The sequence below is a fragment of the Halothiobacillus sp. DCM-1 genome (genome assembly GCF_045689735.1).
GTDB lineage: Bacteria > Pseudomonadota > Gammaproteobacteria > Halothiobacillales > Halothiobacillaceae > Halothiobacillus.
On the sequence record NZ_CP142685.1, the window covers coordinates 1,984,665 to 2,007,890 of the forward strand.

Consider the following 23,226-nt stretch of genomic DNA (forward strand, 5'->3'; position numbering starts at 1 on the left):
CCGCCCGCTTTGCTAGGATGCAGCAGGCTGGCGTCGTGCCACAACAAAACGCCCGCATGCAAACGATAAGAGGTGTGCTGTGCTGCATCCAGATGATCTCGACGAGCGACTACCACGGCCGCATCACCGGTGGATTCGACCGGACGGCCGCCTCGGACGGCTACTGGCGCTCGGCGGGCTGTTGCTGGCACTCGGCGGCTGCGCGTCCTATCAGCCGCTGCCACCGACGGCAGAGCAAGCGCCGGTCGCAGTCCCCCCCCATCAGGCCTGGACGCTGGCCAGCGCCACGGCCTTTGCCCTGCAACACAATCCGAACCTGCGCGAAAGCACCCTGCAGCTCACGCTGGCGCGGCAACAAGCCGGGCTCGCGCAGGTGCCGCCGCCGCTGGGGCTGGGCTTTTCGCTGGATCATCCCTGGCAGCAGGGGTTGTTCAATGCCTTCAGCCTGTCGGCCAGCCAGGATTTGAGTTTCTGGCTGCAACGGGCGCCGCGCGATGCGCGCATCCGGGCGACACTGCGGCAAGCGATCCTGAATCAACGCTGGCAGGCGTGGCAGCTCGTGGCCGCCGTGCAGCAGCAGTATGTCTCGTTGTGGACTTTTTCCGCGCAGCAACGGCTTCTCGATACGCAGATCGACTGGGCGCGGCAACGGCGGGCGGAGGCCCAGCCAGCCCGCGCCGCCGGTTTGATCACCGCCGATGCCGAAGCACTCCTCGATGCCCGGCTGGCCGAATGGCAGCAGGCCGCCGCCACGCTGGAACAGCAGCAGCGCAAGGCGCGGGTGGCGTTCAATCAATTGTTGGGGGTAGCCGCCGATGCGGACACGCCGCTCGACCCGCCCCCCAGCCCGCCATCCGGGGTGCCGCCGCAGCCGGTCGAACTCGATCAGCTCCCGCAACGCCCCGACCTACTCGCGCTGCATGCCGCCATCGACGAGCAGGATGCACAGTACCGGCAGGCATTGCTGGATCAGTTTCCCGCGATCAGTCTGGGGCTGACCCGCAGTCAGGACACCTCGAAAGTGCAGACGCTCGGCCTGGGCATCCAGCTCGTCATTCCGCTGTTCGATGGCAATCGTCACGCCATCGCCGTGGCCGATACCCGCCGCGCGCTGGCCGCCGAGCAATACCGCAACCGGCTGGCGCACGCCCGCGCCGAGGTCATCGCCTTGCAGCAGAAGCAGGCCGCACTGCAACGGAATCGGGTCGAGATCGAACAGCATCTGCGCGCGCTGCGCCCGACGCTGGCGCACGCCGAGCAGGCCATGACCGCCGGACTGATGAGCGCCAGCAGTGTCGATGCCCTGCGGCAGGCGCTGTTCGCGCAGCAAACCGCCCTGCTGGAAAACACGGCGGAACAGCAGCGCGCCGCCTATGCCCTGCCGGCACTGGCGGGCATCGCGCCCGCCGGGTTGCCACCGGCGGCCGCCGCTGACGCGCCCTCGCCCCATCCTTGAGGAGAGAACCCATGCCCGCTCACCGCTCCCCGTCCTTGCGGCGCCCCCGCCCCTTCGTTCAATCACACGCACTGGCCGTCGCGCTCGCCCTCGGCTGCCTTGGCCTCGGCACAGGCATCAGCCGCGCCGACACCGCCAGTGAAACCCGGCAGATCGAGGTCGGCCTGAGCACGGTCACACAAGGTCAGCTCAGCGCCACCGAAACCTTTGCCGGGCGGATCACCCCCATCAGCTCCGCCGTGCGCCTCACCAGTTGCGCATTCGAAGGGCAGGTCGTGCAACTGGCCGTGCACGCCGGAACCTGGGTGCAGCCGGGAACGCTGTTGATGACTGTGCGCACCAGCGCCAATACCCGCCAGCAGGTCGCGCGCGCCCAAGCCAGCCTGGCCTATGCCCGCGAGCACCGGGCACAAACGCAGGCACTGCTCAAGGCGCACCTCGCCACCCAGGCGGATCTCACCCAGGCCGAGCAGGCGCTGGCGCTGGCAGAAGCGGACTGGCAGGCGCTGGTCGCCCGTGGTGCCACCACGCCCGAACATCGGCTCACCGCCGCGCACGCCGGTATCGTGCAACAAATTTCCGTGCAGCTTGGCGGCGTGTTTACCGCCAATCAGCCGCTGTTGACTTCCGTCGATGACGGGCAACTGGAAGCCAGCGTACCCGTGCCCGCCGCACTGGCCGCACAGCTCAAGACGGGCGATTCCGTGACCATTCAGGCGGCATTCGGCGCACTGCCGCCGGTCACCGCGCGGATTACCGCGATTGATCCGATGGTATTGCCGCAAAGCGATCGGCAGCCGGTGCATCTGTCGCTACCCCGGACGACGGCAGGCGCGGCGCCCTGGGTTCTCGGGCAGGCGATTCTCGCCCACTTCCATCCGCCGGGGCCGAGCGGCCTCATCCTGCCGCATTCGGCCATTCAAACCGATGCCCAGGGGCAAACCCGGGTCTGGCGCGATCAGCAACAACAGGCCGAAGCCGTGCCGGTGCGCGTGCTCGCCACGGCAGGCAGCCAGAGCGTGGTTGAACCGCTGCAGACCGGGCGCCTGGCCTCGGGGGATCGCGTGGTGGCCGTGGGCGCGGGGAATGTCGCGGCGGGCATGCGGCTGGTCGAGGCGCCGCCGTCGCAGGAGACCCGGCCATGAGGCGGCATCTGGGGCTGTCGCACTTCATCCTGCGGCATCAGCGTTCGCTGCTGTTTCTGATGCTGGTGCTGACCCTCGGCGGCCTGCTCACCGCCTTGCACCTGCCGGTGGCGCTGTTTCCCTCGCTGAACTTCCCGCGCATCGTGGTGGCGATCGATGCGGGCAACCGGGATGCCGAACAGATGGTGCGCACCGTGACCAAGCCCGCCGAACAGGCGCTGCGCGCCGTGCCGGGGGTGGCGTCGATCAGCAGCACCACCAGCCGGGGCAGCGCGGATGTGGACTTGCGGTTCGCCTGGGGCATGGATATGACCCGCGCCGAACTGCAAACCGCCGCCGCCATGAACGCCGCTTTGCCGAATCTGCCGCCCGGCACCCAATTCCGCGTGCACCGCGAGAACCCGACCCGGTTCCCGGTCATCGCCTATAGCCTGACCTCCGACCGTTTGAGCCCCACCGAATTGCGCACGCTGGCGCAATACACCCTGTCCCCGCTGCTCTCCGGCATTGCGGGCGTGCGGCAGGTGCAGATTCAGGGCGGGGATTTGCCGGAATTTCATGTCCTGCTCGACCCCGCGCGGCTCGAAGCGCTTGGCCTGACCAGTCAGAATGTGATCGACGCCCTCAATAGTGGCCAGGGGCAGCACGCCATCGGGCATTTACAGACCATCAACCGGCTGTCGCTGCTGCTCACCGATGGCCGACTGCACAATGCCGAGGAAATCGGCCAGGTCGTGATCAATACCACCCCAGCGGGCAGCATCCGGGTGGCGGATGTCGCCACGGTGCGGGCGTCGACCGTGCCCATCTACCAACGCATCACCGCCGACGGCAAGCCCGCCGTGCTGTTGATGATCAAGCAGCAGCTCGGCGGCAATACCGTCGCCATTGCCCGCGCCGTGCGGGAAACACTGCAAGCCAATGCCAACCTCATGCCGCCCGGCGTGGTGCTGAAAAAATGGTATGACCAGAGCACGCTGATCGTCGATTCCGCCCAATCGGTGCGGGATGCGATCGTGCTGGGCGTGCTGTTCGCCATCCTGATTCTGTTCCTGTTTCTGAAAAATGGCCGCGTCACTCTGGTGGCGCTCGGCGTGGTGCCCGCCGTGCTGGCGAGTACCGTGATCCTGCTCAAACTGTTCGGGCTGGATTTCAACATCATGACCCTGGGCGGCATGGCCGCGGCGGTCGGTTTGGTGATCGACGACATCATCGTGATGATCGAATACCTGCTGCATCCCAAACATGCCCAGCGGCATCCGCATCTGCTGCATCCGCTGCCGGAATTCACCCGTCCGCTGATCGGCTCGTCCACGGCCACCGTCATCATTTTTGCCCCGCTGGCGTTTCTCGATGGCGTGACCGGCGCCTTCTTCAAGGCGCTCTCCCTGACTATGGCCGCCAGCCTGATTCTGTCGTTTCTGTTCACCTGGCTGGTGGTGCCGATCCTGCTGCAACGGCTGCGGCTCAAACCGCAGCGCCCGCTCGATCAGCCCGACTTGGAACATCCGGCGGAACATCGGCTCACCCGACTCTATCGCCGGCTGCTGGCCGGCTTGCTGCGTCGGCGCTGGCTGCTCGGGCCGGTCATCCTCGGCATCGGCGTCACCGGCTGGCTGAGCCTCACCCACATTCCCACCGGCTTCATGCCGGAAATGAACGAGGGCGGCTTCGTCCTCGATTACCAGACGCGCCCCGGTCAATCGCTCACGGAAACCAACCGCGAGCTGATGCAGGTCGAAGCGCTGATCCGCGCCCTGCCCGAAGTCGATACCCTCACCCGTCGCACCGGCGCGCAGCTCGGCGGCGGCTTGACCGAAGCCAATCAGGGCGATCTGTTCATCCAGCTCAAATCGCCGGATCAGCAAAGCCAGGTGATGGACCGGATTGCCCGCGACATTGCCGACAAAGTGCCCGGCGTCACCGTGCTGGACATAAACCAGCCGATGGGCGATCTGATCGGCGATCTGGCGGGCTCGCCGCGCCCGGTGGTCATCCGCCTGTTCGGTGAAAGCCAGCAGGAATTGCAGGCACTGGCGCCCAAAGTGGCGGCGGCCATCCAATCCATTGCCGGGATCCGTGAAGTGCAGAACGGGCTGGTCATCGCGGGGGATGCCCTGGAGTTTCACATCGACCGGGAAAAAGCCGCGCTGGCCGATTTGACGCCGGGCAGCATCGTGCAGCAATTGCAGACCTTGCTCGGCGGCACGGTCGCCACCCGCATCGCCCAGGGCGAACAGGAAGTCGGCGTGCGCGTCATCACGCCAGAATCGCTGCGCCACAACCCGCAAGCCCTCGGCAACATGACCCTGACCAACGCCGCCGGTCAGCCCGTGCTCGTGCGGGAAGTGGGTCATTTCGTGACGGTCACCGGCGCGCCGGAAATCACCCGTTACAACCAGAAACCGATGGTGGCAGTCTCCGCCCGCATCCATGACCGGGGCTTCGGCGCCACGATCGCCGATGTCCGGCAGGCGCTCGCCGCGCCCGGCCTGCTGCCGCCGGGCGTCTATTACCAGCTCTCCGGCCTGTATCAACAGCAGCAACTGGCCTTCCAGGGGCTCATCATGGTGTTCATCACCGCCACCGCCCTGGTGTTTCTCAGCCTGCTGTTTCTGTATGAACGCTTCGCCATCAGTGTGTCGATCATCAGCGCGCCGCTGATGGCCGTCGCGGGTGTGCTGCTGGGGCTGTGGCTCACCGGGCAGACTCTGAACATCACCTCGTTGATGGGCTTGACCATGATTATCGGCATCGTGACCGAAGTGGCCGTGTTCTATTTCTTTGAAGTCGGCCGTATCCGCACTGGCGACTGGACGGAGCGCCTGATCGAAGCCGGGGTGCGGCGCCTGCGCCCCACGGTCATGACCAGCCTCGCGGCGATTCTTACGCTGCTGCCGCTCGCCTTGGGGATCGGGCAGGGCTCGGCCATGCAGCAGCCGCTGGCGATTGCCATCATCAGCGGCATGATCGTCCAGATTCCTCTAGCGCTGCTGGTGATGCCCGTCATCTATTCCCTGTGGATGCGCCGCGCACCCCTGCCCGCATCAGCGGCGGCGCCGTCCGTTCGATGATGAACAATCCTTCATTTGCCGGACATCTTGCGGTAGCGCGCCCCTCGTTAAGCTGATTGCACTGATTCAATCGAATCAGCTGCAACTCAACAGGAGATCGATTCATGAAAACTGCCATTCGTTTGTCCCGCATCATTGCCGCCGCGACGGTTCTGACCCTGGCCGCCGGCACCGCAGCCGTGTACGCCAATAACGCCCCGGCCAAGGCCGATGCCAAAATCACCATGGACGAGGCCAAGGCACAGGCGCTGCAACTGCAACCGGGCAAAATCAAGGACGCCGAGCTGGAGCACGAACAGGGCGGCTCCGGCCTGCGCTATTCGTTTGACATCCAGTCCGCGCACGGCGTGCGGGAAGTGGGCATCGATGCCATGACCGGCGCCGTCCTCGAAAACGATGTCGATCACGGCGATTGATCGCTGACGCCCATCGCGGGTGATGCCGCCCTCACGCCCCGTTCGTTCAAGACCGGGGCGTTTTTTTGCCCAGCCTTTTTTCCGGACAAATTGAGCCACACGATTCCTGATAAAAACACTCAATTAGCAAGCCCTGATAAAGCAGTCCATTCTTAAGCGTTGCACTTAAGATGCAATCATTCCAACCGCCCAACAGAGGCGGAAAAAACAGGCGGAGGAGATCATGTGGCAAATTTTCAAGAATTTGTGGTTTCGTGACACCCACGAAGACGCACTATTCATCAACGATACCGCCGTGCGGATTCGCGCGGGCATTTTGTTGTTCATCCCGCTCTACATGGGGTTGACGCTCTGGTCGGCCATTTTCGGCGGCCACTGGATCGTCGATGGCGACAGCCTGCACGATACGCTCGACACCGATTTCGATGGCAACATCATCTATTCGGCGCATGTCATCCGGCGCACCTGGGATTACACCATCCAGACCTGGGTGCTTCTGTACGGCCTGTTCGAACTGCTGGCGGGGATGTTCGTGTGGAGTTCTCGCCTTTCACCGCTGATTCTGCTCTCCAGCCTGCTGGCCGCGCGCCAACCCAAAGTCTGGCGCCCGCTCGCGCCGAAGCGGTTTGCCTGGGCGCTGGGCTCGGTGTTCATCACGCTGTGCCTGATCTTCTTCAACCCCGATACCTTCGCCGATTGGGTCAACAAACTCGCCGGCCATCAGCTGTTGCCCGAAACACAGCAATACCTGTCGTACTGGATTCCGACACTGGTCTTCGTCTGCATCGGCTTTATGTGGCTCGAAGCCGTGCTGGGCTTCTGCGTCGGCTGTAAAATCCATTGGCTGCTGGTCAAGCTGCACATCCTCAAAGAGCACTGCGAAACCTGCAACAACTTGGACTGGGAGGCAATCGCCCACCGCAAGGCAGAACGGGACGCACAAAATGCTTCCGCCAGGACGACGCAACCCACCCCGCGCACCGACCCCTGAGGATACGCTGAATCCATCCATCCCTGGATTGATTCAGCAAGCCCAGCGCGGGCACCAACGGGCAGCGAGGCATTTTGTTATCCTCGCCCGATGAACACCCACCTCCTCCTACTAACCCGCGCCGGATACGAAGGCGATGCCGCCGCCCAAGTGCAGGCGATCACCGCCCGCGCCGGGGTGTATGGCTATTGCCAAACCGAATCCGGCTCTGGCCTCGTGCGGTTTATCACGCCCGATACCGACGCCCTAACCGCCTGGTTCCGGCACGCCTCGCTGGACGATCTCATCTTTGCCCGCCAGTGGTGCCTCGCCGGGGAGCCGCTGACCGATCTGCCCGCCGATAACCGTCTGTCACCGATCCTGGCTGCCTTGGCGGGACAACGCTTCGCGGAGGTCGTCGTGGAAACCCCGGATGCCGAGGCGACCCGACCTTTGCTGCGCCTGTGTCGCAGTTTCTCGAATCCGCTCGGTCAGGCGCTGCGGCGGCTGGGCATGTTGCAACCCCGGTCGCTGGATCTCCCGGTGCTGCACATTGTGTTTGCCGACACCGCCACCGCTTATCTCGGCTGGACACACCCCGCGCAGGGTGCGCCCTGGCCGATGGGCATCCCTCGGCTGCGTCAGGCCAAGGAAGCGCCGAGCCGTTCCGCCCTCAAGCTGGAAGAAGCCATCATCCTGTTTTTATCACCCGCTGAACGCAGCGCATGGCTCTGCGATGGCCGCACCGCCGTGGACTTGGGCGCGGCACCCGGTGGCTGGACCTGGCAGCTTCTGCGTGATGGCTTGCATGTCACCGCCGTAGACAACGGCGCGCTCGCGCCTGCGGTCGCCGCACACCCGAATGTGGAGCACCGCCGCGAAGATGGCTTTACCTTCCGCCCCAAAACCCCGGTGGACTGGCTGGTCTGCGATATGGTCGAGCAACCGGGGCGCGTGGCCGTGCTCATGGCCGAATGGCTACTGCGCGGCGACTGTCAGCGGGCGCTGTTCAATCTGAAACTGCCGATGAAAAAGCGCCAGCAGGCTGTCGTGGAATGCCAGCAGGCCATCGAGGTGGTGCTGGGTGCGGCCGCGCGCCCCTATTCGTTGACGATCCGCCAGCTTTATCACGATCGGGACGAAGTCACCGCCTATCTACGCTGGGCATGAACCGGGTCAGCCTTCACGCCGGTGCCCGTTGATGCACATCGGGCAGAATCAACGCAATCACCCCCAACAACGGCAAATAGCCACAGACTTCGATCAGCGCATCCACCCCGTAATGGTCGGCGAAATGTCCGAGTAACGCGGCACCAACGCCCGCACTGCCGAAGGCAAAACCAAAAAACAGCCCGGAAATCGCGCCGATCCGCTCCGGGAACAATTCCTGCGCGTACACCACCATCGCGGGAAATGCCGAAGCCAAAACAAACCCGATCAACAGCAGCAACACCGATTGCAGGCCGAGCCCCACATGCGGAAACAACAGCGTAAACGGCGCCACACCGAGGATCGACAGCCAGATCACCCGATGACGCCCGATCCGATCCCCCATCGGTCCGCCGAGCAGCGTGCCCGCCGCCACCGCAAACAGCAGCAAAAACAGGTGCAACTGCGCCGACTGAATGGGCAGGTCGAAACGATGAATCAGGTAGAACGATAAGTAGTTGTTCATGCTCGCCAAATACAGGAATTTAGAGAACATCAGCACCAACAACGCGGCCAGCAATCCCAATCGCCAGCGGCGCGAGAGATTCGGCGGGGGCAGAAGCTTCTTGGGCTTCGGCTTACGGTGCTGCGCCGCCGCCCAGCGGCCAACGAAAAACAGCACGATCATCGCCGCCAAGGCCACGCCCGAGAACCAGGCGATACTGATTTGTCCGTGCGGAATCACGATCAATGCCGCCAGGAGCGGACCGGCCGCCGTTCCGCCATTGCCGCCCACCTGAAAAATCGATTGCGCCAGACCCGGCCGCGCCCCGGCGGCCATGCGCGCCACCCGCGAGGATTCCGGGTGAAAAATCGACGAACCGATACCGACCAGCGCCGCACCGGCCAGCAAAAACCCATAGCCCGGCGCAAATGCCAGCACCAGCAAGCCGACCAGGGTGAACCCGGTGCCCATCACCAGGGAATACGGCATCGGCCGCTTGTCGATCGCCTGCCCGATCAACGGCTGCAAAATCGCCGCCGTGAGCTGGAAACACAGGGTAATCAAGCCGATTTGCGCAAAACTCAAATCAAAATTGCCGCGAAACAGCGGGTAAAGCGAGATCATCAGCGATTGCATCAGATCATTGAGAAAATGCGCCACGCTGATCGCGCCGAGCACACGAAACTGCGTCGGGGCGGCCACAACAGAAGCCGATGGCGCGGCAGGAACCGAAGAAGACATGCAAACACCATCCGGCCGGTGTAAAAACGGGCGGGCGGACGCCACGCCAGAGCGACAGATTCTAGCAGCAGGCGGCGACGCGCACCGCGTGGTTTATCGCATGACGCGCTATCATGGCCATTTAATGACAGCCATTCATGGAACCCGCCCGCCATGTCCGATTTCTGGAATCAAAAATACGCCCGCGAGGACTACTTCTACGGCGAACAACCCAACGATTTCCTGCGTTCGCAAGCATTCCGGCTGCCCCCGGCGGCGCGAATCCTAGTGATTGGCGATGGCGAGGGGCGCAATGGCGTGTGGCTCGCGCAGCAAGGGTTTGATGTCAGCACCGTCGATTATTCCGCCGTTGCCTGTCAAAAGGCGCGCGCGTTGGCGGCACGCCGGGGCGTGATGCTCGACAGCCACTGCGCCGATTTACTCACCTGGGATTGGCCGGTGGCCGCTTTCGATGCCGTCGTGTCGATTTTTCTGCATTTTGAGCCCAGCGACCGCCAGCAAATCCATCAACGAATCGCCCACAGCCTTCGTCCGCAGGGGCTGTTGATCGTGGAACTGTTCCATCCCAACCAGCTCAACTACCGTAGCGGCGGCCCCAAGGCGGTCGAGATGCTGGTCACGGCCGACGACTTGCGCGCGGACTGGCCGCAACTCGACTGGCTGCTGCTGGTCGAAGGCGAAACGCGGCTCACCGAGGGCGTCGGGCACGAGGGCACAGGATGGGTGACGCACGGCGTCGCGCGGCGGAGCGCGTAATTTTTTCCAGAACCTCAAAATTTCAGGCTTCCAGATGACTCACCACGCACGGCAAGACGCCCCGCTTCCTCGGTCGGTTGACCTCGGTATCTTCGCAAATGACTATTGTTCTCATTTAGTTTCGGGTGCTATACTACTCGTCTGTTGTCATTCTTGCAGGAAATGCCCGCCATGCTCCAGCACGCCCAGCCCCCGGTCATGCCTCTGATGCCGGCCCGCGGTACCAATCATCTCGCCTACGGCCTTTCGCTGGCGACGCGAGGGGCACGAGTGCGCGTGGCGGAGATTCGCGGTGCCTCGCCCGCGCTCGCCAAACGACTCGAAGGCATGGGCATTCATCCGGGCACCCTGCTCGAAGTCATCCAGCATGAAGGCGGCGGGCTGGTCGTGCGGCTGCATGCCAGCAAGGTAGCGCTCGGTGCCGGGATGGCGCACCGGATTTTCGTCACCGACGAGCCGGGCAAGGCCGCCGCCCATGGCTGATCTCTCCCTGATGGATCTGCGCCCCGGCGACCAGGGCAAGGTGCTGGGCTTTGCGCCCGGTCAGGCCGAGTATCGCCGCCGGCTAATGGCGATGGGACTCACGCCCGGCACGCCCTTCACCGTGACCCGCGTCGCGCCGCTGGGGGATCCGGTACAGCTCCAGGTGCGGCAGTCCGCCCTCACGCTGCGCAAAGATGAAGCGGCGATGCTCCGAATCGATCGCGTCCCTGTCTAAGCCTGCCCCTGCTTCACGAGTCCCCATGACACACTATACCGTCGGCCTGATTGGCAACCCTAACTGTGGTAAGACCACATTATTCAATGCGCTCACCGGTCTGAAGCAGAAGGTCGGCAACTGGCCCGGCGTCACGGTCGATCGCAAGGTCGGGCAGTTTGAAGTCGGCGCGACCACGGTCGAACTGGTCGATCTGCCCGGCACCTATTCGCTCGATGCCGCGTCCAGTGCCTCGCTGGATGAGGCCATCGCCCGCGATTACGCGCTCTCGGGTGAAGCCGATGTCATCATCAACATCCTCGATGCGAGCAATCTGGAACGGAATCTCTACCTGACCACGCAACTGCTGGAAATGCGCGTGCCGCTGATTCTGGCCGTCAACATGATCGATCTGGCGGAAGCCGCAGGTATCCAGATTGACTTCGCCGAACTCGAACGGCGGATTGGCTGCCCGGTGGTACCGATTTCCGCCGCCAAAAAACAGGGGCTGGACGAACTCAAACGGCGACTGGTCGAGCGCGCGGCGCATGCCGATCAACCCGGCATCAAAATCGAATACGCCGCCTTGATCGAATCCGCCTTGCGCAGCCTCTGCCCGCAAGTGGAACCCTTCGCCGCCGCGCAAAAAATTGATACGCGCTGGATGGCAGTCAAATTGCTCGAAAGTGACCGCCTCACCCTCGCCACCGTCGATGAGACGCTGCGCCAGGCGGTCGCCCGCGCGCAGGATGAGATTCGCGCCCATCTGGCCGAAGAACCCGATGTGTTTATTGCGGACGCCCGCTACACCTTCATTCACCAGCTCACCCACGGCAGCGTGAAAGTGCGCGGCCAACTGCGCCGCTCGCTCACCGACCGCATCGATGCGATCGTGCTCAACCGGTTTCTCGGCATCCCGATCTTTCTGCTGATGATGTATCTGCTGTTCGTGATGAGCTTCAATGGCGGCAGCATTTTCATCGACTTTTTCGACAAATCCACCCACGCCCTCTTTGTGACCGGCTTTGCGCACCTGCTGCACCTGCTGCATGCCCCCGAATGGCTGATTACCTTTCTCGCCACCTCCGTCGGCGGTGCCGTGCAACTCGTCTCGACCTTCATCGCCCCGATCGGCATGACCTTCCTGTTTTTGTCCCTGCTCGAAGATTCCGGCTACATGGCGCGCGCCGCCTTCGTCATGGATCGCTTCATGCGCAAAATCGGCCTGCCGGGCAAAGCCTTTGTGCCGATGATCGTCGGCTTCGGCTGCAATGTCCCCGCCGTCATGGCCACGCGCACGCTCGAAGACCCGCGCGAACGGCTGATTTCCGCCCTGATGCAGCCGTTCATGTCCTGTAGCGCACGGCTGGTGATCTACATGGCCTTTGTCACCGTCTTTTTCCGTGAACACGGCGGGCAGGTGGTATTTGCGCTGTATGTGCTCGGCATTGTCCTCGCCATTCTCACCGCCCTGTTGTTGAAAAAAACTGCCCTGCGCGGCGAGGCCACGCCATTCATCATGGAGCTGCCGACCTATCATGTTCCCACCCTGCGCGGCCTGCTGCTCGCCACCTGGGAGCGACTCTCGGTATTCTTGCTGCGGGTGGGGAAAGTCATTATTGCCGCCTCCGTCGTCGTCACCCTGCTGGCAAGCTTCAGCCCGAATGGCACCCCGCTCGCGGAAAACGAAGTCGGCGAATCCATCCTCGGCAGCATCGGCAAAACCCTCACGCCCGTGTTCCACCCGATGGGCATTACCGATGAAAACTGGCCGGCCGCCGTGGGTCTGCTCTCCGGGGTTGTGGTCAAGGAAATCGTCGTCGGCACGCTCAACGGCGTGTACAGCCGGATGGATGCGGGCGACACCGCATCCACGCCGCCCGCGCACCCGCAACCCTTCGACCTGCTCGGCGAGCTCAAAGCCGCCCTCGACACGATTCCCGCCAATGCCAAAGCCTTTGCCCACGGCTTTTTCGACCCCCTGGGCTTTGGCGCGATCAGCTCGGCGCAAACCAGCAATCTGCAGCAAGCCGCCGAACAGCAAAACATCGACACCGTCACACTCACCCGCATGGGCAGCCTGTTCAGCGAAAGCGCGGCGGTGGCTTACCTGATCTTCATCCTGCTCTATATTCCCTGTGTGAACACCATGGCCGCGATCTACCGTGAGACCCGCAGCCGCGCCTGGACGCTGTTCGCGCTCGGTTGGGGCATCGGCCTGGCGTATTCCCTCGCGGTGCTGTACTACCAATTCAGCCATTTTTCGGCGCACCCGATGCAATCCCTAAGCTGGCTGATTGGCGTGCTGGCCTTGCTGGTGACGGTCATTGTGCTGCTGCGGCGGCACGGTCTGCGGCGGGTTGAGCCGCTCGGCGCATCATGAATGCCGACCGCCTGCTGACCCCCAGTCAGCTCAAGGCGTATCTCAAAGATCGCGGCAGCGCCCCACTGCGCGATGTGCTGCTGCACTTCGATGCCGCCCCGAGCGCGGTTCGACAGCTCATCGAATTCTGGCGCGCACGCGGGCACATCCGGCAGACTCATCTCAACGCTCCGACCTGCGAAAGCGGCTGCGGGGGCTGCTCGACGGGTGACAACGCCTGCGCGGTGGATGATCAATTCGACCTCATCGAATGGATCGACGCCAGCGCCTCACCCGTTTGCTTCGATGTGCTGGCCGATTACGACGATGCCTGGAAGCCCAGCAGCCCGCACGGGGTTTGATTGCCGTTCAAACCCGGCGGCGGTGCGCGCAGCATCGCCCATACGAAACGGTGGGCCCGGCCTGAGTCTGGCCGCAATGCAATAGAAGAACCCTCAGACGCGCGGATCGAACGGCATCGACAGCTTCATTTCCTGATAAAACGCCCGGGCTTCCTCGGTCTTGGCCGGCGGTGTATGAATCTGAATCGTCACGACAAAATCCCCCCCCGCCAAGCCTTTACCGGGAACCCGCAAGCGTTTGCCCGACTGCGAGCCAGCGGGAATCGTCAGGTTGATCTTGCCCCCCGTGGGCGTCGGTACCGGCACCTTCTCACCCAAGGCGGCTTCCCAAGGCGTCACCGGCAGGTCATACAGCACCTGATTGCCCTCCAGCGTAAATTCCCCGCCCGCTGCCAGCTCGATCACAAGATACAAATCCCCCGCCGGGCCACCGCCTGATCCGCTGCCCCCCTGACCGGAGAGCCGGATTTTCTTGCCCGGCGAACTGCCTGCCGGCACGGTGATCTTGAGCGTCTTCCGCCCCTGTTCCGGGTGATCGATCGCGACCGGGCGACTACCGCCCTCGATCATTTCCCGCACCGAGAGCGGCAGGCTCATTTCAAAATCCTGCCCCCGCGCAGCACGGCCACCCCGGCGCCCCGCGCCCTCGAAGCCGCCGCCAAAAATACTGCTGAAAAAATCCGAGAACCCCGCCCCACCCTGACCCGCGCCAAACTGGCTGTAATCGAACCCCGGCGGCGGACGGAACTCATCGCCCGCATGATAATTCGCACCGAAGGTGTCATAACGGCTGCGTTTCTCGGGGTCACCCAGCACATCGTAGGCTTCATTGACCGCCTTGAATTTCTCTTCCGCGTCGGGCTCTTTGTTGCGATCGGGATGATATTTCTGCGCCGCCTTGCGGTACGCCTTTTTGATCTCATCTTGCGTCGCACCCCGCTCGACACCCAGCGTGGCGTAGTAATCCTGGAACTTCACAAAACCCCCTCCGCAATCGATCGGATGCTCATTGCCCAGTGTGTAGGGCAGCGCCGCCGGTTTTCAAGCATCATAAAAGAAAAAACCCGCCAGAAAGGCGGGCTTTACGACAACCACCGGGCACCCCGGCTGCGCCAAATCAACGCTGACGCGCCTTGAAACGCGGATTGGTTTTGTTGATCACATAAACCTTGCCACGGCGGCGGACGATTTGGCAGTCTTTATGCCGGGTTTTGGCAGACTTCAGGGAAGACAGGATTTTCATAATAGCCTCGACCCATCATGGGACACGGGATTCAAAAAAGGTTGCGTAACTTAGCGCAATTTCACGGCCAAAGCAAGTCGCCCGGTGCCCGGTTATACTCACCGCCGTCTTGCAAAAATCTGAGTATCCCGAGATGCCCCGACTGGTGATTGCCACCCATAACGCCGGAAAAATGCGCGAGTTCGAAGCCATGCGCCGCCTCATGGCTGAAGAATTCCCGTTTTTCACGAGCTATGAACTCCTTTCGCTCACCGAGTGGGGGCGCGGTGCACCGGAAGAAACCGGCGATACATTCCTCGCTAACGCCCTGCTCAAAGCACGCGCCGCCGCAGCATTGACCGGCCTACCGGCGCTGGCCGACGATTCCGGGCTCGAAGTCGCCGCATTAGGAGGCGCCCCCGGCGTCTATTCCGCCCGCTATGCCGGGGAATCAGCGAACGACGCCAGCAACAACGCGAAACTGCGCATGGCGCTCGCCAGCCAGCCCAACCCGGATCGCCGCGCCCGGTTCGTCTGCGCGCTCGCCCTGGCGCGACATGCCGACGACCCCAAACCGCTGCTGGCCGAAGGGTATTGGGACGGCGAAATCCTCACGGAACCGCGCGGTGCGGGCGGATTCGGCTATGACCCGCTGTTTTTCAGCACCGCACACAGGCGGGGCGCGGCGGAGTTATCCATCGAGGAAAAACTGCGCGTCAGCCACCGCACCGTCGCCCTGCACGCGCTGCTGAACCAACTGCGCGATCAACCCCTTTGATCCCCATGGTACTGCTGCCGCAATTCACGGAAAATCCGCCGCTGACACTGTATGTCCACCTGCCGTGGTGCGTGCAGAAGTGCCCTTACTGCGATTTCAATTCCCACGCACTCAACCAACAACCGCTGCCCGAAGCCGATTATGTCTCGGCCTTACTGCGGGATGTCGAACTCGAACTGCCCTTGATCTGGGGACGGCCGATCGAGTCGATCTTCTTCGGTGGCGGCACGCCCAGCCTGTTTTCCCCCGCCGCGTTCGACCAGCTCTTGAGCGGCCTGCGGGCGCGGCTGGATCTTCGCTTTTGCCGGGAAATCACGCTGGAAGTGAACCCCGGCACGGAAATGGCCGGACATCTGGCCGACTATCGCACCCTCGGCATCACGCGCGTGTCGATCGGCGTGCAGAGTTTTCATGCCGAGCATCTCAAGCGCCTCGGCCGCATCCATGACCCCGCCGCCGCCATTCGCGCCATCGAATCCGCCCATGCCGCCGGCTTCGACAGCTTCAATATCGACCTGATGCACGGCCTGCCGGAACAAACCGCCGCCGAGGCAGCGGCCGACCTGGCACAAGCCATCGCCCTGGCACCACCGCACCTTTCCTGGTATCAGCTCACCCTCGAACCGAACACGCCGTTTGCCGCGTTCCCGCCCGCCTTGCCGGATGACGACACCCTGGAGGCCATCACCCAGCAAGGCCAAGACGCCCTGCACGCCGCCGGGTACGGGCACTACGAAGTTTCCGCCTTTGCCCGCGCAGGGCATCAGAGCGTGCATAACCGGAATTACTGGGAATATGGGGACTACCTCGGTATCGGCGCGGGGGCGCACGGCAAGATCACGCTGGCCGCCGAAAACGCCATTGAACGGCGCATGCGCCCGCGACACCCCAGCCGCTTTCTCGCGCAAGCAGGGCAAGCGGAGGCGCTGGAAATCCAGCGTGTTTCCCCAAGCGAACTGGCCTTTGAATTCATGCTCAACGCCCTGCGCCTGACCGACGGCTTTGCCGTGCCCTTATTCACCGAGCGCACGGGGCTACCGCTGAAAACCATCAGCAACACCCTGCAGACGCTGGAACAAGAGCAACTCATCGAGTGGACGATCCAGCGGATTCGCCCAACCCCCCGCGGCCTGCGCTACCTCAATGAGGTGCTGCTGCGGTTTATGCCGGACGAATAGGATGTAAAACCGAGCGACAGCCCATCAGCCGTCCGTTTTCGGTTTTTTTCGGGGGCGCTGCCAACCGGTTTTAATGACTTGGCGGGCACGCGCCAAGGCCAGGGTACCCGCAGGAACCGCTTGGGTAATGGTTGAACCGGCGCCGATGGTGGCATCATCCTCCACCCGCACGGGGGCTACGAGTTGGCTGCTGGAACCCACAAACACCCGATCTCCGATTTCGGTGCGGTGTTTGTTGGCGCCATCGTAATTGCAGGTGATCGTTCCCGCACCGATATTGCACTCGGCGCCCATCTTCGTATCCCCTACATAGGACAAATGATTGACTTTCGACCCCTCGCCAATCTGGCTGGCTTTGATCTCGACAAAGTTGCCAATTTTGCTGTGCGCGCCGAGTTCGGTTCCCGGGCGCAGCCGGGCATAAGGCCCCACTTCAGCGCCCGCCTGGAGTACGGCACCTTCTAAGTGGCTGAAAGCGCGCACCCGCACCCCATCGCCCAGTTCAACATCTTTGAGGATGCAGTTTGGCTCGATAATGACGCCATTGCCCAAGGTCACGGCACCCTCAAAAACGACATTGACATCGACCATACAATCGATGCCCGCCGTGACCTCCCCCCGAAAATCGATCCGCGCGGGATCCGCCAGGGTGACGCCCGCGAGCGCCAGTGCTTCCGCCTGCCGACGCTGATAGACCCGCTCGAGCGCAGCCAGCGCCCAACGGTCATTCACGCCCGCGACGCTGTGGGTATCCGCCGTGCATACGGTGTTGACCGGGCGCGATTCCGCCACCGCCGCAGACACGATATCGGTCAAGTACAACTCGCCCTGGGCGTTGTGGGGTGTCAATGCGGGAAGCCACCGGCGCAAATCCCCAAGCCGCGCCGCGAGAATGCCGGTGTTGATTTCACGGATGGCGGCTTCCGCAGGCAGGCAGTCGCGCTGCTCCCGAATCGCGATGACCGCTTGATCGTGCCCCCGCACAATCCGGCCATACCCGGTCGGATCGTCCAGTTCGGTCGTCAGAATTGTCACCGACGCCTGCGACGCCTGCTGAAGCACCGACTGCAGCACAACCTGAGAGATCAGCGGGACATCGCCATACAGCACCAGCACCCGATCCTCATCGGCGCCCGCCAAGCCATGCAAGCCACAGGCAACCGCATGGCCGGTTCCCCGCTGTTCGGTCTGCCAGGCAAATCGAACAGGCGCCTCGGGCATCGCGGCACGGATGGCCTCGGCGCCAAACCCCACCACCACGGTAATCGTTCGCGGGTGCAGTGACTGCGCGGTTTCCACGACCCGCGCCAACATGCTTTTCCCGCCGATCGGATGCAGAACCTTGGGCAGGTTCGAACGCATCCGCGTCCCCTTTCCGGCAGCCAATACGATGATATGCCAAGCGGCCTGAAGGCTCATGTCGGTTCCTCAAGAAGGTTGCACGCCCCGCGACCGGGACAAAAATTCCATAAAAAAAGGAGCCGAAGCTCCTTGATGCATCACAGCGATCACAGGCAACGACTCAGCCGCGCCAGAGCCCCCGGATGTCCGGCATCAGTGGCGGCCGCCCGGATTGCGCATCGCGCGCACCCACTTCAGGCGTTCCGCTGCTTCCACCATGATCGATTGCGCCGAAGTGAAATCCAGCTGGCCGCGCTGTTCGTAATCACGCACATAATCGGCCTCTTCCGCGAGTCGTGCCTCGAGTTCAGCGGCGTCAATCCCCTGGGCATCTGCCTCGGTCAGCGCCCAGTCCGCAATGATGCTCACCACCATGGGCTGAACTTCGACGATGCCGAAGCCCACATAGTAGCGCACGATGCTGCCATCGGCTTGATGCACCCGCACCTCACCCGGCCGAAGAATCGACAAGGTTTGTGTGTGCAGGGGCGTGACGCCCATTTCACCGGCCTCGGTCGGAATCGTGACGAAGGTTGCGCTGCCACTGTAAATGGGGCGCTCCATACTGACGATATCCACACGGATGGTCATGGCCATAACGGCACCTCCTCCGATTAGGCTTTCGCGGCGAGTTTAGCGGCTTTTTCTACCGCTTCGTCGATCGTGCCGACCATGTAGAACGCTTGCTCCGGCAGGTGATCGTATTCACCCGCCACGATGCCCTGGAAGGCACGGATGGTTTCCTTCAGCGGTACATAACGACCCGGCGCGCCGGTGAACACTTCCGCCACGAAGAACGGCTGGGACATGAAGCGCTGGATCTTACGCGCACGAGACACAATGGCCTTGTCGTCATCGGACAGCTCATCCATCCCCAGAATCGCGATGATGTCTTTCAGCTCTTTGTAGCGTTGCAGGGTCTTTTGCACGGCGCGCGCGACGGTGTAGTGCGTATCACCGACGACTTGCGGATCAAGCTGACGACTGGTGGAGTCGAGCGGATCGATCGCCGGGTAGATCCCCAGGGATGCGATGTCACGCGACAGAACCACCGTTGCATCCAAGTGCGCGAAGGTGGTGGCCGGGGACGGGTCGGTCAAGTCATCCGCAGGTACATACACGGCCTGAACGGAGGTGATGGAACCGGTTTTGGTGGAGGTGATGCGCTCTTGCAGAACGCCCATCTCTTCGGCCAGTGTTGGCTGGTAACCTACGGCAGACGGCATACGACCCAGCAGCGCGGATACTTCGGTACCGGCCAGGGTGTAACGGTAGATGTTATCGATGAACATCAGCACATCACGGCCTTCATCCCGGAAGTATTCCGCCATGGTCAGACCGGTCAGCGCCACGCGCAAACGGTTTCCCGGCGGCTCGTTCATCTGGCCGTACACCAGGGCAACCTTGTCCAGGACGCCGCCGTCTTTCATCTCGTGGTAGAAATCGTTCCCTTCACGGGTCCGCTCGCCCACACCGGCGAATACGGAATAACCACTGTGCTCGACGGCAATGTTACGGATCAGCTCCATCATGTTCACGGTCTTGCCGACGCCGGCACCCCCGAACAAACCAACTTTACCGCCTTTGGCGAACGGGCAGAGCAGGTCGATAACCTTGATGCCGGTTTCCAGCAGTTCGGTGCTGTTAGCCTGCTCGTCGAAGGTCGGCGGCTTACGGTGAATCGACCAGGTTTGATCGCAAGCCACCGCACCCGCGTTGTCGATGGGCTGACCGAGCACATCCATGATGCGACCCAGCGTGCCTTTACCCACCGGCACGGAAATCGGGGCACCCGTGTTGGTCACGGTCATCCCGCGCTTGAGGCCATCGGAGGAACCCATCGCGATGCCGCGAACGACCCCGTCGCCAATTTGCTGCTGCACTTCCACAATCAGACCGGTTTGGTCGATCTTGATCGCGTCGTACACCTTGGGAACCGCATCACGCGGGAATTCGACATCGATGACGGCACCGATGATTTCGACAATTTTTCCAGAACTCATGTCTGTACCCTCAAATAAAAATTTGCTGAGCGGCGAGCCTTAGACGGCCGATGCCCCTGAAACGATTTCCGAGATTTCCTGCGTAATCGCAGCCTGACGCGCCTTGTTGTACACCAGCTTCAATGATTTGATCATCTCGCCCGCGTTGTCGGTCGCGTTCTTCATCGCGATACGACGAGCGGCCATTTCACAAGCCACATTTTCAATCGCGCTGGCAACAATCTGCCCAGTGATGTAGCGCTTCAGCACAGCGGCCAAAACCGCCTGCGAATCGGGCTCATAGAGATAATCCCAACGATGCCGAAGCTCAGCGGTTTCGCGGTATTCGAGCGGCGCCACCTGTTCCACGACAGGTTTCTGCACCATCGAATTGACGAAGCGATTGCGCGCCAGCTCGATGCGATCCACCGTACCGTCTTCGAACGCTTTCATCGCCGCCGTGATCACCCCGCGCATTTTGGCGTACCCAGGCTTGTCCCCCATGTGGGTAACCGAACCTAGGACATTGCCCCCATAGCGCTTGAAAAAGGCGCGCCCCTTGGCACCGACGGGAATCACATCCACCTCGACCCCATTTTTCTGGTAGTCGCGGATTTTATGCAGCACCTGTTTGAGCAGGTTGACATTCAACCCACCGCACAGGCCACGATCGGTCGTGACCACGATCATCAGCACGCGCTTCACCGGCCGCTCGATCATCAAGGGATGACGATATTCAGGATGCGCGTTGGTGATGTGACCCACCACCTCCAGAAACTTCTCGGCATAAGGCCGAGAAGCTTCCATCGCCTCCTGAGCGCGCCGCATCTTGGATGCAGCGACCATCTCCATCGCTTTCGTGATCTTGCGCGTGTTTTGCACGCTTTTGATCTTGGTGCGAATCTCTTTGCCTACGGCCATGATTTCGCCCCCTGTTTAGTACACGCCCTTCGCTTTGAAGGCTTCAATCACCTGCTTGAGCTCGGCCGCAATTTCATCGTTGAAGTTGCCGTTATTGCCAATTTTCTCAGCCAGAGATTTCGCATTGGCCGCCGCATATTCATGCAGCGCCGCCTCGAATGCGGTGATTTTATCGACCGGCACATCATCCAGATAGCCTTCGTTGGCGGCCGTCAGGGACAAAGACATTTCTGTCACCGACAGCGGCTTGAATTGCTTCTGCTTCATCAATTCAGTGACGCGCTTACCGCGTTCGAGCTGCTTGCGGGTAACCTCATCCAGATCCGAAGCAAACTGGGAGAAGGCCGCCAGTTCACGGTACTGCGCGAGATCCGTACGGATACCCCCCGCCAGTTTTTTCACGGCCTTGGTTTGCGCTGCACCACCCACACGGGACACAGAAATCCCCGGGTTGATCGCCGGACGAATACCGGAGTTGAACAGGTCGGTTTCCAAAAAGATTTGACCGTCGGTAATCGAGATGACATTGGTCGGAACGAAGGCAGACACATCGCCGCCCTGGGTTTCGATGATTGGCAACGCAGTCAGGGAACCGGTTTTGCCCGTCACTTCGCCCTTGGTGAAGGCTTCGACATAGTCCGCATTCACGCGGGAGGCACGCTCCAGCAGACGGCTATGCAGATAGAACACATCGCCGGGATAGGCTTCGCGCCCCGGCGGACGACGCAGCAGCAGAGAAATCTGGCGATAGGCCCAAGCTTGCTTGGTCAGATCGTCATACACGATCAGCGCGTCCATACCCCGATCACGGAAGTATTCGCCCATGGTGCAACCCGCGTAAGCCGCCAGGTACTGCATCGAGGCCGGATCCGATGCGGTGGCCGCCACGATAATGGTGTATTCCAGTGCACCATATTCTTCGAGCTTGCGCACGACATTGGCAATGGATGAGGCTTTCTGGCCAATGGCGACATAGACGCAGTACACGCCTTTGCCTTTTTGGTTGATGATCGTATCGATGGCCACCGCCGTTTTACCGGTTTGACGGTCACCAATGATCAGCTCGCGCTGACCCCGACCAATCGGCACCATCGCGTCCAGTGCCTTGATCCCCGTCAACAAGGGTTGATCGACGCTTTGACGCTCAATGACGCCCGGCGCAATTTTTTCGATTGGCGCAGTCAGGCTGGCGTTAATGTCACCCTTGCCATCAATCGGTTGACCGAGGGTGTTGACAACGCGCCCCAACAACTCTTTGCCCACCGGCACTTCGAGAATCCGCTGGGTGCACTTTACTTGGTCGCCTTCACGCAGGCCATCATAAGCGCCAAGCACAATCGCGCCGACCGAGTCGCGCTCAAGGTTCATCGCCACGGCGAAGCGCCCACCGGGCAGCTCGATCATCTCGCCGAGCATCACATCGCTCAAACCGTGGATGCGCAAAATACCATCACTAACGGAAACAATGGTGCCGACCGTCTGCGCGGCTGCACTTTGATCGAAATTTTCGATGCGCTGTTTGATCAGGCTACTAATTTCTGAGGGATTAATCATAAGAACTCCTTAGCGGCTCATCTGAGTCGCAAGATTGTCAATGCCACCACGAGCCGAGCCATCGATGACCCAGTCACCGGCGCGAATCACAGCGCCGGCAATCAAATTGGCATCAATCGACTGCTGTAACACCACGCTGCGATTCAACCGCTTGCTGAGTGCTGCTTTGATTTGCTGGATTTCATTGTCTGTCAAAGGAAAGGCGGAGGTGACGGAGGCGGAGATACGCTGTTCGGCTTCATCCCGCAGCAGCTCAAACTGCGCGGCAATGGCCGGCAACATGGCCAAACGCCCGTTCTCGCCCAGTAAGCGCACAAGGTTCGTGGCGACTGGATCAAGTTCGGAGGCCGCCACGGTCAGAAAACCCTGGGTGCGCTCAGCCGATGAGCGGGAAACATCCGCCAAATAGCGCGCCATATCAGGGTTTTCGGCCACCGTGGCCAACACGGCGAGCTTGGCAGACCAAGACTCGGCAGCCGTCACATTGGCGCACAGCTCGTGCACCGCCTTGGCGTAAGATTGCGCGACCTGGATATTTTCGGACATATCGTTACCTT

The 23,226-nt window shown here is 62.0% G+C and carries 22 protein-coding genes; 13 read left to right on the plus strand and 9 right to left on the minus strand.

From position 1 onward, the window contains the following. The first annotated feature begins 79 nt into the window (after window positions 1–79). From VOI35_RS09245 to rlmM, 6 genes are all read left to right on the plus strand, one after another. Window positions 80–1,456 (plus strand): TolC family protein, encoded by a 1,377-nt coding sequence (locus VOI35_RS09245; RefSeq protein ID WP_407275760.1) that lies wholly within the window; start codon window positions 80–82, stop codon window positions 1,454–1,456. A gap of 11 nt (window positions 1,457–1,467) precedes the next feature. Beyond that, a complete protein-coding gene (locus VOI35_RS09250; RefSeq protein ID WP_407275761.1) occupies window positions 1,468–2,601 on the plus strand; it encodes an efflux RND transporter periplasmic adaptor subunit in 1,134 nt (377 codons plus the stop codon). Continuing rightward, on the plus strand, window positions 2,598–5,675 hold the full coding sequence (locus VOI35_RS09255; protein WP_407275762.1) for an efflux RND transporter permease subunit: 3,078 nt from the start codon (window positions 2,598–2,600) through the stop codon (window positions 5,673–5,675). The genes VOI35_RS09250 and VOI35_RS09255 overlap by 4 nt, the downstream gene beginning before the upstream one ends. 104 nt (window positions 5,676–5,779) lie before the next feature. Next, complete coding sequence (locus VOI35_RS09260; protein WP_407275763.1) at window positions 5,780–6,091, plus strand: PepSY domain-containing protein; 312 nt, start codon at window positions 5,780–5,782, stop codon at window positions 6,089–6,091. A 223-nt stretch (window positions 6,092–6,314) separates the two neighbouring features. Next, window positions 6,315–7,082 carry a DUF4395 family protein gene (locus tag VOI35_RS09265; RefSeq protein ID WP_407275764.1) on the plus strand — a complete coding sequence of 256 codons (768 nt, stop codon included), beginning with the start codon at window positions 6,315–6,317 and terminating at the stop codon, window positions 7,080–7,082. 90 nt (window positions 7,083–7,172) lie between these two features. After that, window positions 7,173–8,231 carry a 23S rRNA (cytidine(2498)-2'-O)-methyltransferase RlmM gene (gene rlmM / locus VOI35_RS09270; RefSeq protein WP_407275765.1) on the plus strand — a complete coding sequence of 353 codons (1,059 nt, stop codon included), beginning with the start codon at window positions 7,173–7,175 and terminating at the stop codon, window positions 8,229–8,231. A gap of 13 nt (window positions 8,232–8,244) precedes the next feature. Here rlmM and VOI35_RS09275 read toward each other — a convergent pair whose 3' ends face one another. After that, window positions 8,245–9,456 carry an MFS transporter gene (locus tag VOI35_RS09275; protein WP_407275766.1) on the minus strand — a complete coding sequence of 404 codons (1,212 nt, stop codon included), beginning with the start codon at window positions 9,454–9,456 and terminating at the stop codon, window positions 8,245–8,247. A gap of 153 nt (window positions 9,457–9,609) precedes the next feature. Here VOI35_RS09275 and VOI35_RS09280 point away from each other — a divergent pair, with 153 nt between their 5' ends. From VOI35_RS09280 to VOI35_RS09300, 5 genes are all read left to right on the plus strand, one after another. Further along, on the plus strand, window positions 9,610–10,212 hold the full coding sequence (locus VOI35_RS09280) for a class I SAM-dependent methyltransferase (RefSeq protein WP_407275767.1): 603 nt from the start codon (window positions 9,610–9,612) through the stop codon (window positions 10,210–10,212). A 171-nt stretch (window positions 10,213–10,383) separates the two neighbouring features. Then, window positions 10,384–10,695 carry a FeoA family protein gene (locus tag VOI35_RS09285; RefSeq protein ID WP_407275768.1) on the plus strand — a complete coding sequence of 104 codons (312 nt, stop codon included), beginning with the start codon at window positions 10,384–10,386 and terminating at the stop codon, window positions 10,693–10,695. Then, the gene (locus VOI35_RS09290) at window positions 10,688–10,930 is read left to right on the plus strand and encodes a ferrous iron transport protein A (protein ID WP_407275769.1); all 243 of its coding nucleotides are present in this window, start codon (window positions 10,688–10,690) and stop codon (window positions 10,928–10,930) included. Before VOI35_RS09285 ends, VOI35_RS09290 begins: the two co-directional genes overlap by 8 nt. 25 nt (window positions 10,931–10,955) lie before the next feature. Then, complete coding sequence (gene feoB, locus VOI35_RS09295) at window positions 10,956–13,292, plus strand: Fe(2+) transporter permease subunit FeoB (RefSeq protein WP_407275770.1); 2,337 nt, start codon at window positions 10,956–10,958, stop codon at window positions 13,290–13,292. Next, on the plus strand, window positions 13,289–13,633 hold the full coding sequence (locus VOI35_RS09300) for a FeoC-like transcriptional regulator (protein WP_407275771.1): 345 nt from the start codon (window positions 13,289–13,291) through the stop codon (window positions 13,631–13,633). The genes feoB and VOI35_RS09300 overlap by 4 nt, the downstream gene beginning before the upstream one ends. 93 nt (window positions 13,634–13,726) lie before the next feature. Here VOI35_RS09300 and VOI35_RS09305 read toward each other — a convergent pair whose 3' ends face one another. Together VOI35_RS09305 and ykgO are read right to left on the minus strand one after the other, a co-directional pair. After that, complete coding sequence (locus VOI35_RS09305) at window positions 13,727–14,611, minus strand: DnaJ C-terminal domain-containing protein (RefSeq protein ID WP_407275772.1); 885 nt, start codon at window positions 14,609–14,611, stop codon at window positions 13,727–13,729. Window positions 14,612–14,750: 139 nt separating this feature from the next. After that, window positions 14,751–14,876, minus strand: coding sequence for a type B 50S ribosomal protein L36 (gene ykgO, locus VOI35_RS09310; protein ID WP_012823010.1), 126 nt, complete (start codon window positions 14,874–14,876; stop codon window positions 14,751–14,753). A 133-nt stretch (window positions 14,877–15,009) separates the two neighbouring features. Here ykgO and rdgB point away from each other — a divergent pair, with 133 nt between their 5' ends. Together rdgB and hemW are read left to right on the plus strand one after the other, a co-directional pair. Continuing rightward, entirely contained in the window at window positions 15,010–15,633 is a 624-nt protein-coding gene (gene rdgB, locus VOI35_RS09315) for an RdgB/HAM1 family non-canonical purine NTP pyrophosphatase (protein WP_407275773.1), read from the plus strand. Between the two features lie 5 nt (window positions 15,634–15,638). Then, the gene (gene hemW, locus VOI35_RS09320; RefSeq protein ID WP_407275774.1) at window positions 15,639–16,811 is read left to right on the plus strand and encodes a radical SAM family heme chaperone HemW; all 1,173 of its coding nucleotides are present in this window, start codon (window positions 15,639–15,641) and stop codon (window positions 16,809–16,811) included. Window positions 16,812–16,835: 24 nt separating this feature from the next. On the opposite strand, the gene glmU is transcribed toward hemW, so the two are convergent. The 6 genes from glmU to VOI35_RS09350 all read right to left on the minus strand — a co-directional run bounded on the left by glmU (window position 16,836) and on the right by VOI35_RS09350 (window position 23,215). After that, complete coding sequence (gene glmU / locus VOI35_RS09325) at window positions 16,836–18,230, minus strand: bifunctional UDP-N-acetylglucosamine diphosphorylase/glucosamine-1-phosphate N-acetyltransferase GlmU (protein WP_407275775.1); 1,395 nt, start codon at window positions 18,228–18,230, stop codon at window positions 16,836–16,838. A 135-nt stretch (window positions 18,231–18,365) separates the two neighbouring features. Continuing rightward, entirely contained in the window at window positions 18,366–18,809 is a 444-nt protein-coding gene (gene atpC / locus VOI35_RS09330; RefSeq protein ID WP_407275776.1) for an ATP synthase F1 subunit epsilon, read from the minus strand. 17 nt (window positions 18,810–18,826) lie between these two features. Continuing rightward, complete coding sequence (gene atpD, locus VOI35_RS09335) at window positions 18,827–20,215, minus strand: F0F1 ATP synthase subunit beta (RefSeq protein WP_407275777.1); 1,389 nt, start codon at window positions 20,213–20,215, stop codon at window positions 18,827–18,829. Window positions 20,216–20,254: 39 nt separating this feature from the next. Continuing rightward, on the minus strand, window positions 20,255–21,115 hold the full coding sequence (gene atpG, locus VOI35_RS09340) for a F0F1 ATP synthase subunit gamma (protein ID WP_407275778.1): 861 nt from the start codon (window positions 21,113–21,115) through the stop codon (window positions 20,255–20,257). A 15-nt stretch (window positions 21,116–21,130) separates the two neighbouring features. Next, the gene (gene atpA / locus VOI35_RS09345) at window positions 21,131–22,669 is read right to left on the minus strand and encodes a F0F1 ATP synthase subunit alpha (protein WP_407275779.1); all 1,539 of its coding nucleotides are present in this window, start codon (window positions 22,667–22,669) and stop codon (window positions 21,131–21,133) included. Between the two features lie 9 nt (window positions 22,670–22,678). After that, window positions 22,679–23,215 carry a F0F1 ATP synthase subunit delta gene (locus VOI35_RS09350; RefSeq protein WP_407275780.1) on the minus strand — a complete coding sequence of 179 codons (537 nt, stop codon included), beginning with the start codon at window positions 23,213–23,215 and terminating at the stop codon, window positions 22,679–22,681. Between the last annotated feature and the right edge of the window lie 11 nt (window positions 23,216–23,226).

Excerpts from the sequence above, each read along its gene's own strand:
- VOI35_RS09250 (WP_407275761.1), top strand. The coding sequence starts at position 1,468 with ATGCCCGCTCACCGCTCCCCGTCCTTGCGGCGCCCCCGCCCCTTCGTT.
- VOI35_RS09255 (WP_407275762.1), top strand. The coding sequence starts at position 2,598 with ATGAGGCGGCATCTGGGGCTGTCGCACTTCATCCTGCGGCATCAGCGT.
- VOI35_RS09260 (WP_407275763.1), top strand. The coding sequence starts at position 5,780 with ATGAAAACTGCCATTCGTTTGTCCCGCATCATTGCCGCCGCGACGGTT.
- VOI35_RS09265 (WP_407275764.1), top strand. The coding sequence starts at position 6,315 with ATGTGGCAAATTTTCAAGAATTTGTGGTTTCGTGACACCCACGAAGAC.
- rlmM (WP_407275765.1), top strand. The coding sequence starts at position 7,173 with ATGAACACCCACCTCCTCCTACTAACCCGCGCCGGATACGAAGGCGAT.
- VOI35_RS09275 (WP_407275766.1), bottom strand. The coding sequence starts at position 9,456 with ATGTCTTCTTCGGTTCCTGCCGCGCCATCGGCTTCTGTTGTGGCCGCC.
- VOI35_RS09280 (WP_407275767.1), top strand. The coding sequence starts at position 9,610 with ATGTCCGATTTCTGGAATCAAAAATACGCCCGCGAGGACTACTTCTAC.
- VOI35_RS09285 (WP_407275768.1), top strand. The coding sequence starts at position 10,384 with ATGCTCCAGCACGCCCAGCCCCCGGTCATGCCTCTGATGCCGGCCCGC.
- VOI35_RS09290 (WP_407275769.1), top strand. The coding sequence starts at position 10,688 with ATGGCTGATCTCTCCCTGATGGATCTGCGCCCCGGCGACCAGGGCAAG.
- feoB (WP_407275770.1), top strand. The coding sequence starts at position 10,956 with ATGACACACTATACCGTCGGCCTGATTGGCAACCCTAACTGTGGTAAG.
- VOI35_RS09300 (WP_407275771.1), top strand. The coding sequence starts at position 13,289 with ATGAATGCCGACCGCCTGCTGACCCCCAGTCAGCTCAAGGCGTATCTC.
- ykgO (WP_012823010.1), bottom strand. The coding sequence starts at position 14,876 with ATGAAAATCCTGTCTTCCCTGAAGTCTGCCAAAACCCGGCATAAAGAC.
- rdgB (WP_407275773.1), top strand. The coding sequence starts at position 15,010 with ATGCCCCGACTGGTGATTGCCACCCATAACGCCGGAAAAATGCGCGAG.
- hemW (WP_407275774.1), top strand. The coding sequence starts at position 15,639 with ATGGTACTGCTGCCGCAATTCACGGAAAATCCGCCGCTGACACTGTAT.
- glmU (WP_407275775.1), bottom strand. The coding sequence starts at position 18,230 with ATGAGCCTTCAGGCCGCTTGGCATATCATCGTATTGGCTGCCGGAAAG.
- atpC (WP_407275776.1), bottom strand. The coding sequence starts at position 18,809 with ATGGCCATGACCATCCGTGTGGATATCGTCAGTATGGAGCGCCCCATT.
- atpD (WP_407275777.1), bottom strand. The coding sequence starts at position 20,215 with ATGAGTTCTGGAAAAATTGTCGAAATCATCGGTGCCGTCATCGATGTC.
- atpG (WP_407275778.1), bottom strand. The coding sequence starts at position 21,115 with ATGGCCGTAGGCAAAGAGATTCGCACCAAGATCAAAAGCGTGCAAAAC.
- atpA (WP_407275779.1), bottom strand. The coding sequence starts at position 22,669 with ATGATTAATCCCTCAGAAATTAGTAGCCTGATCAAACAGCGCATCGAA.
- VOI35_RS09350 (WP_407275780.1), bottom strand. The coding sequence starts at position 23,215 with ATGTCCGAAAATATCCAGGTCGCGCAATCTTACGCCAAGGCGGTGCAC.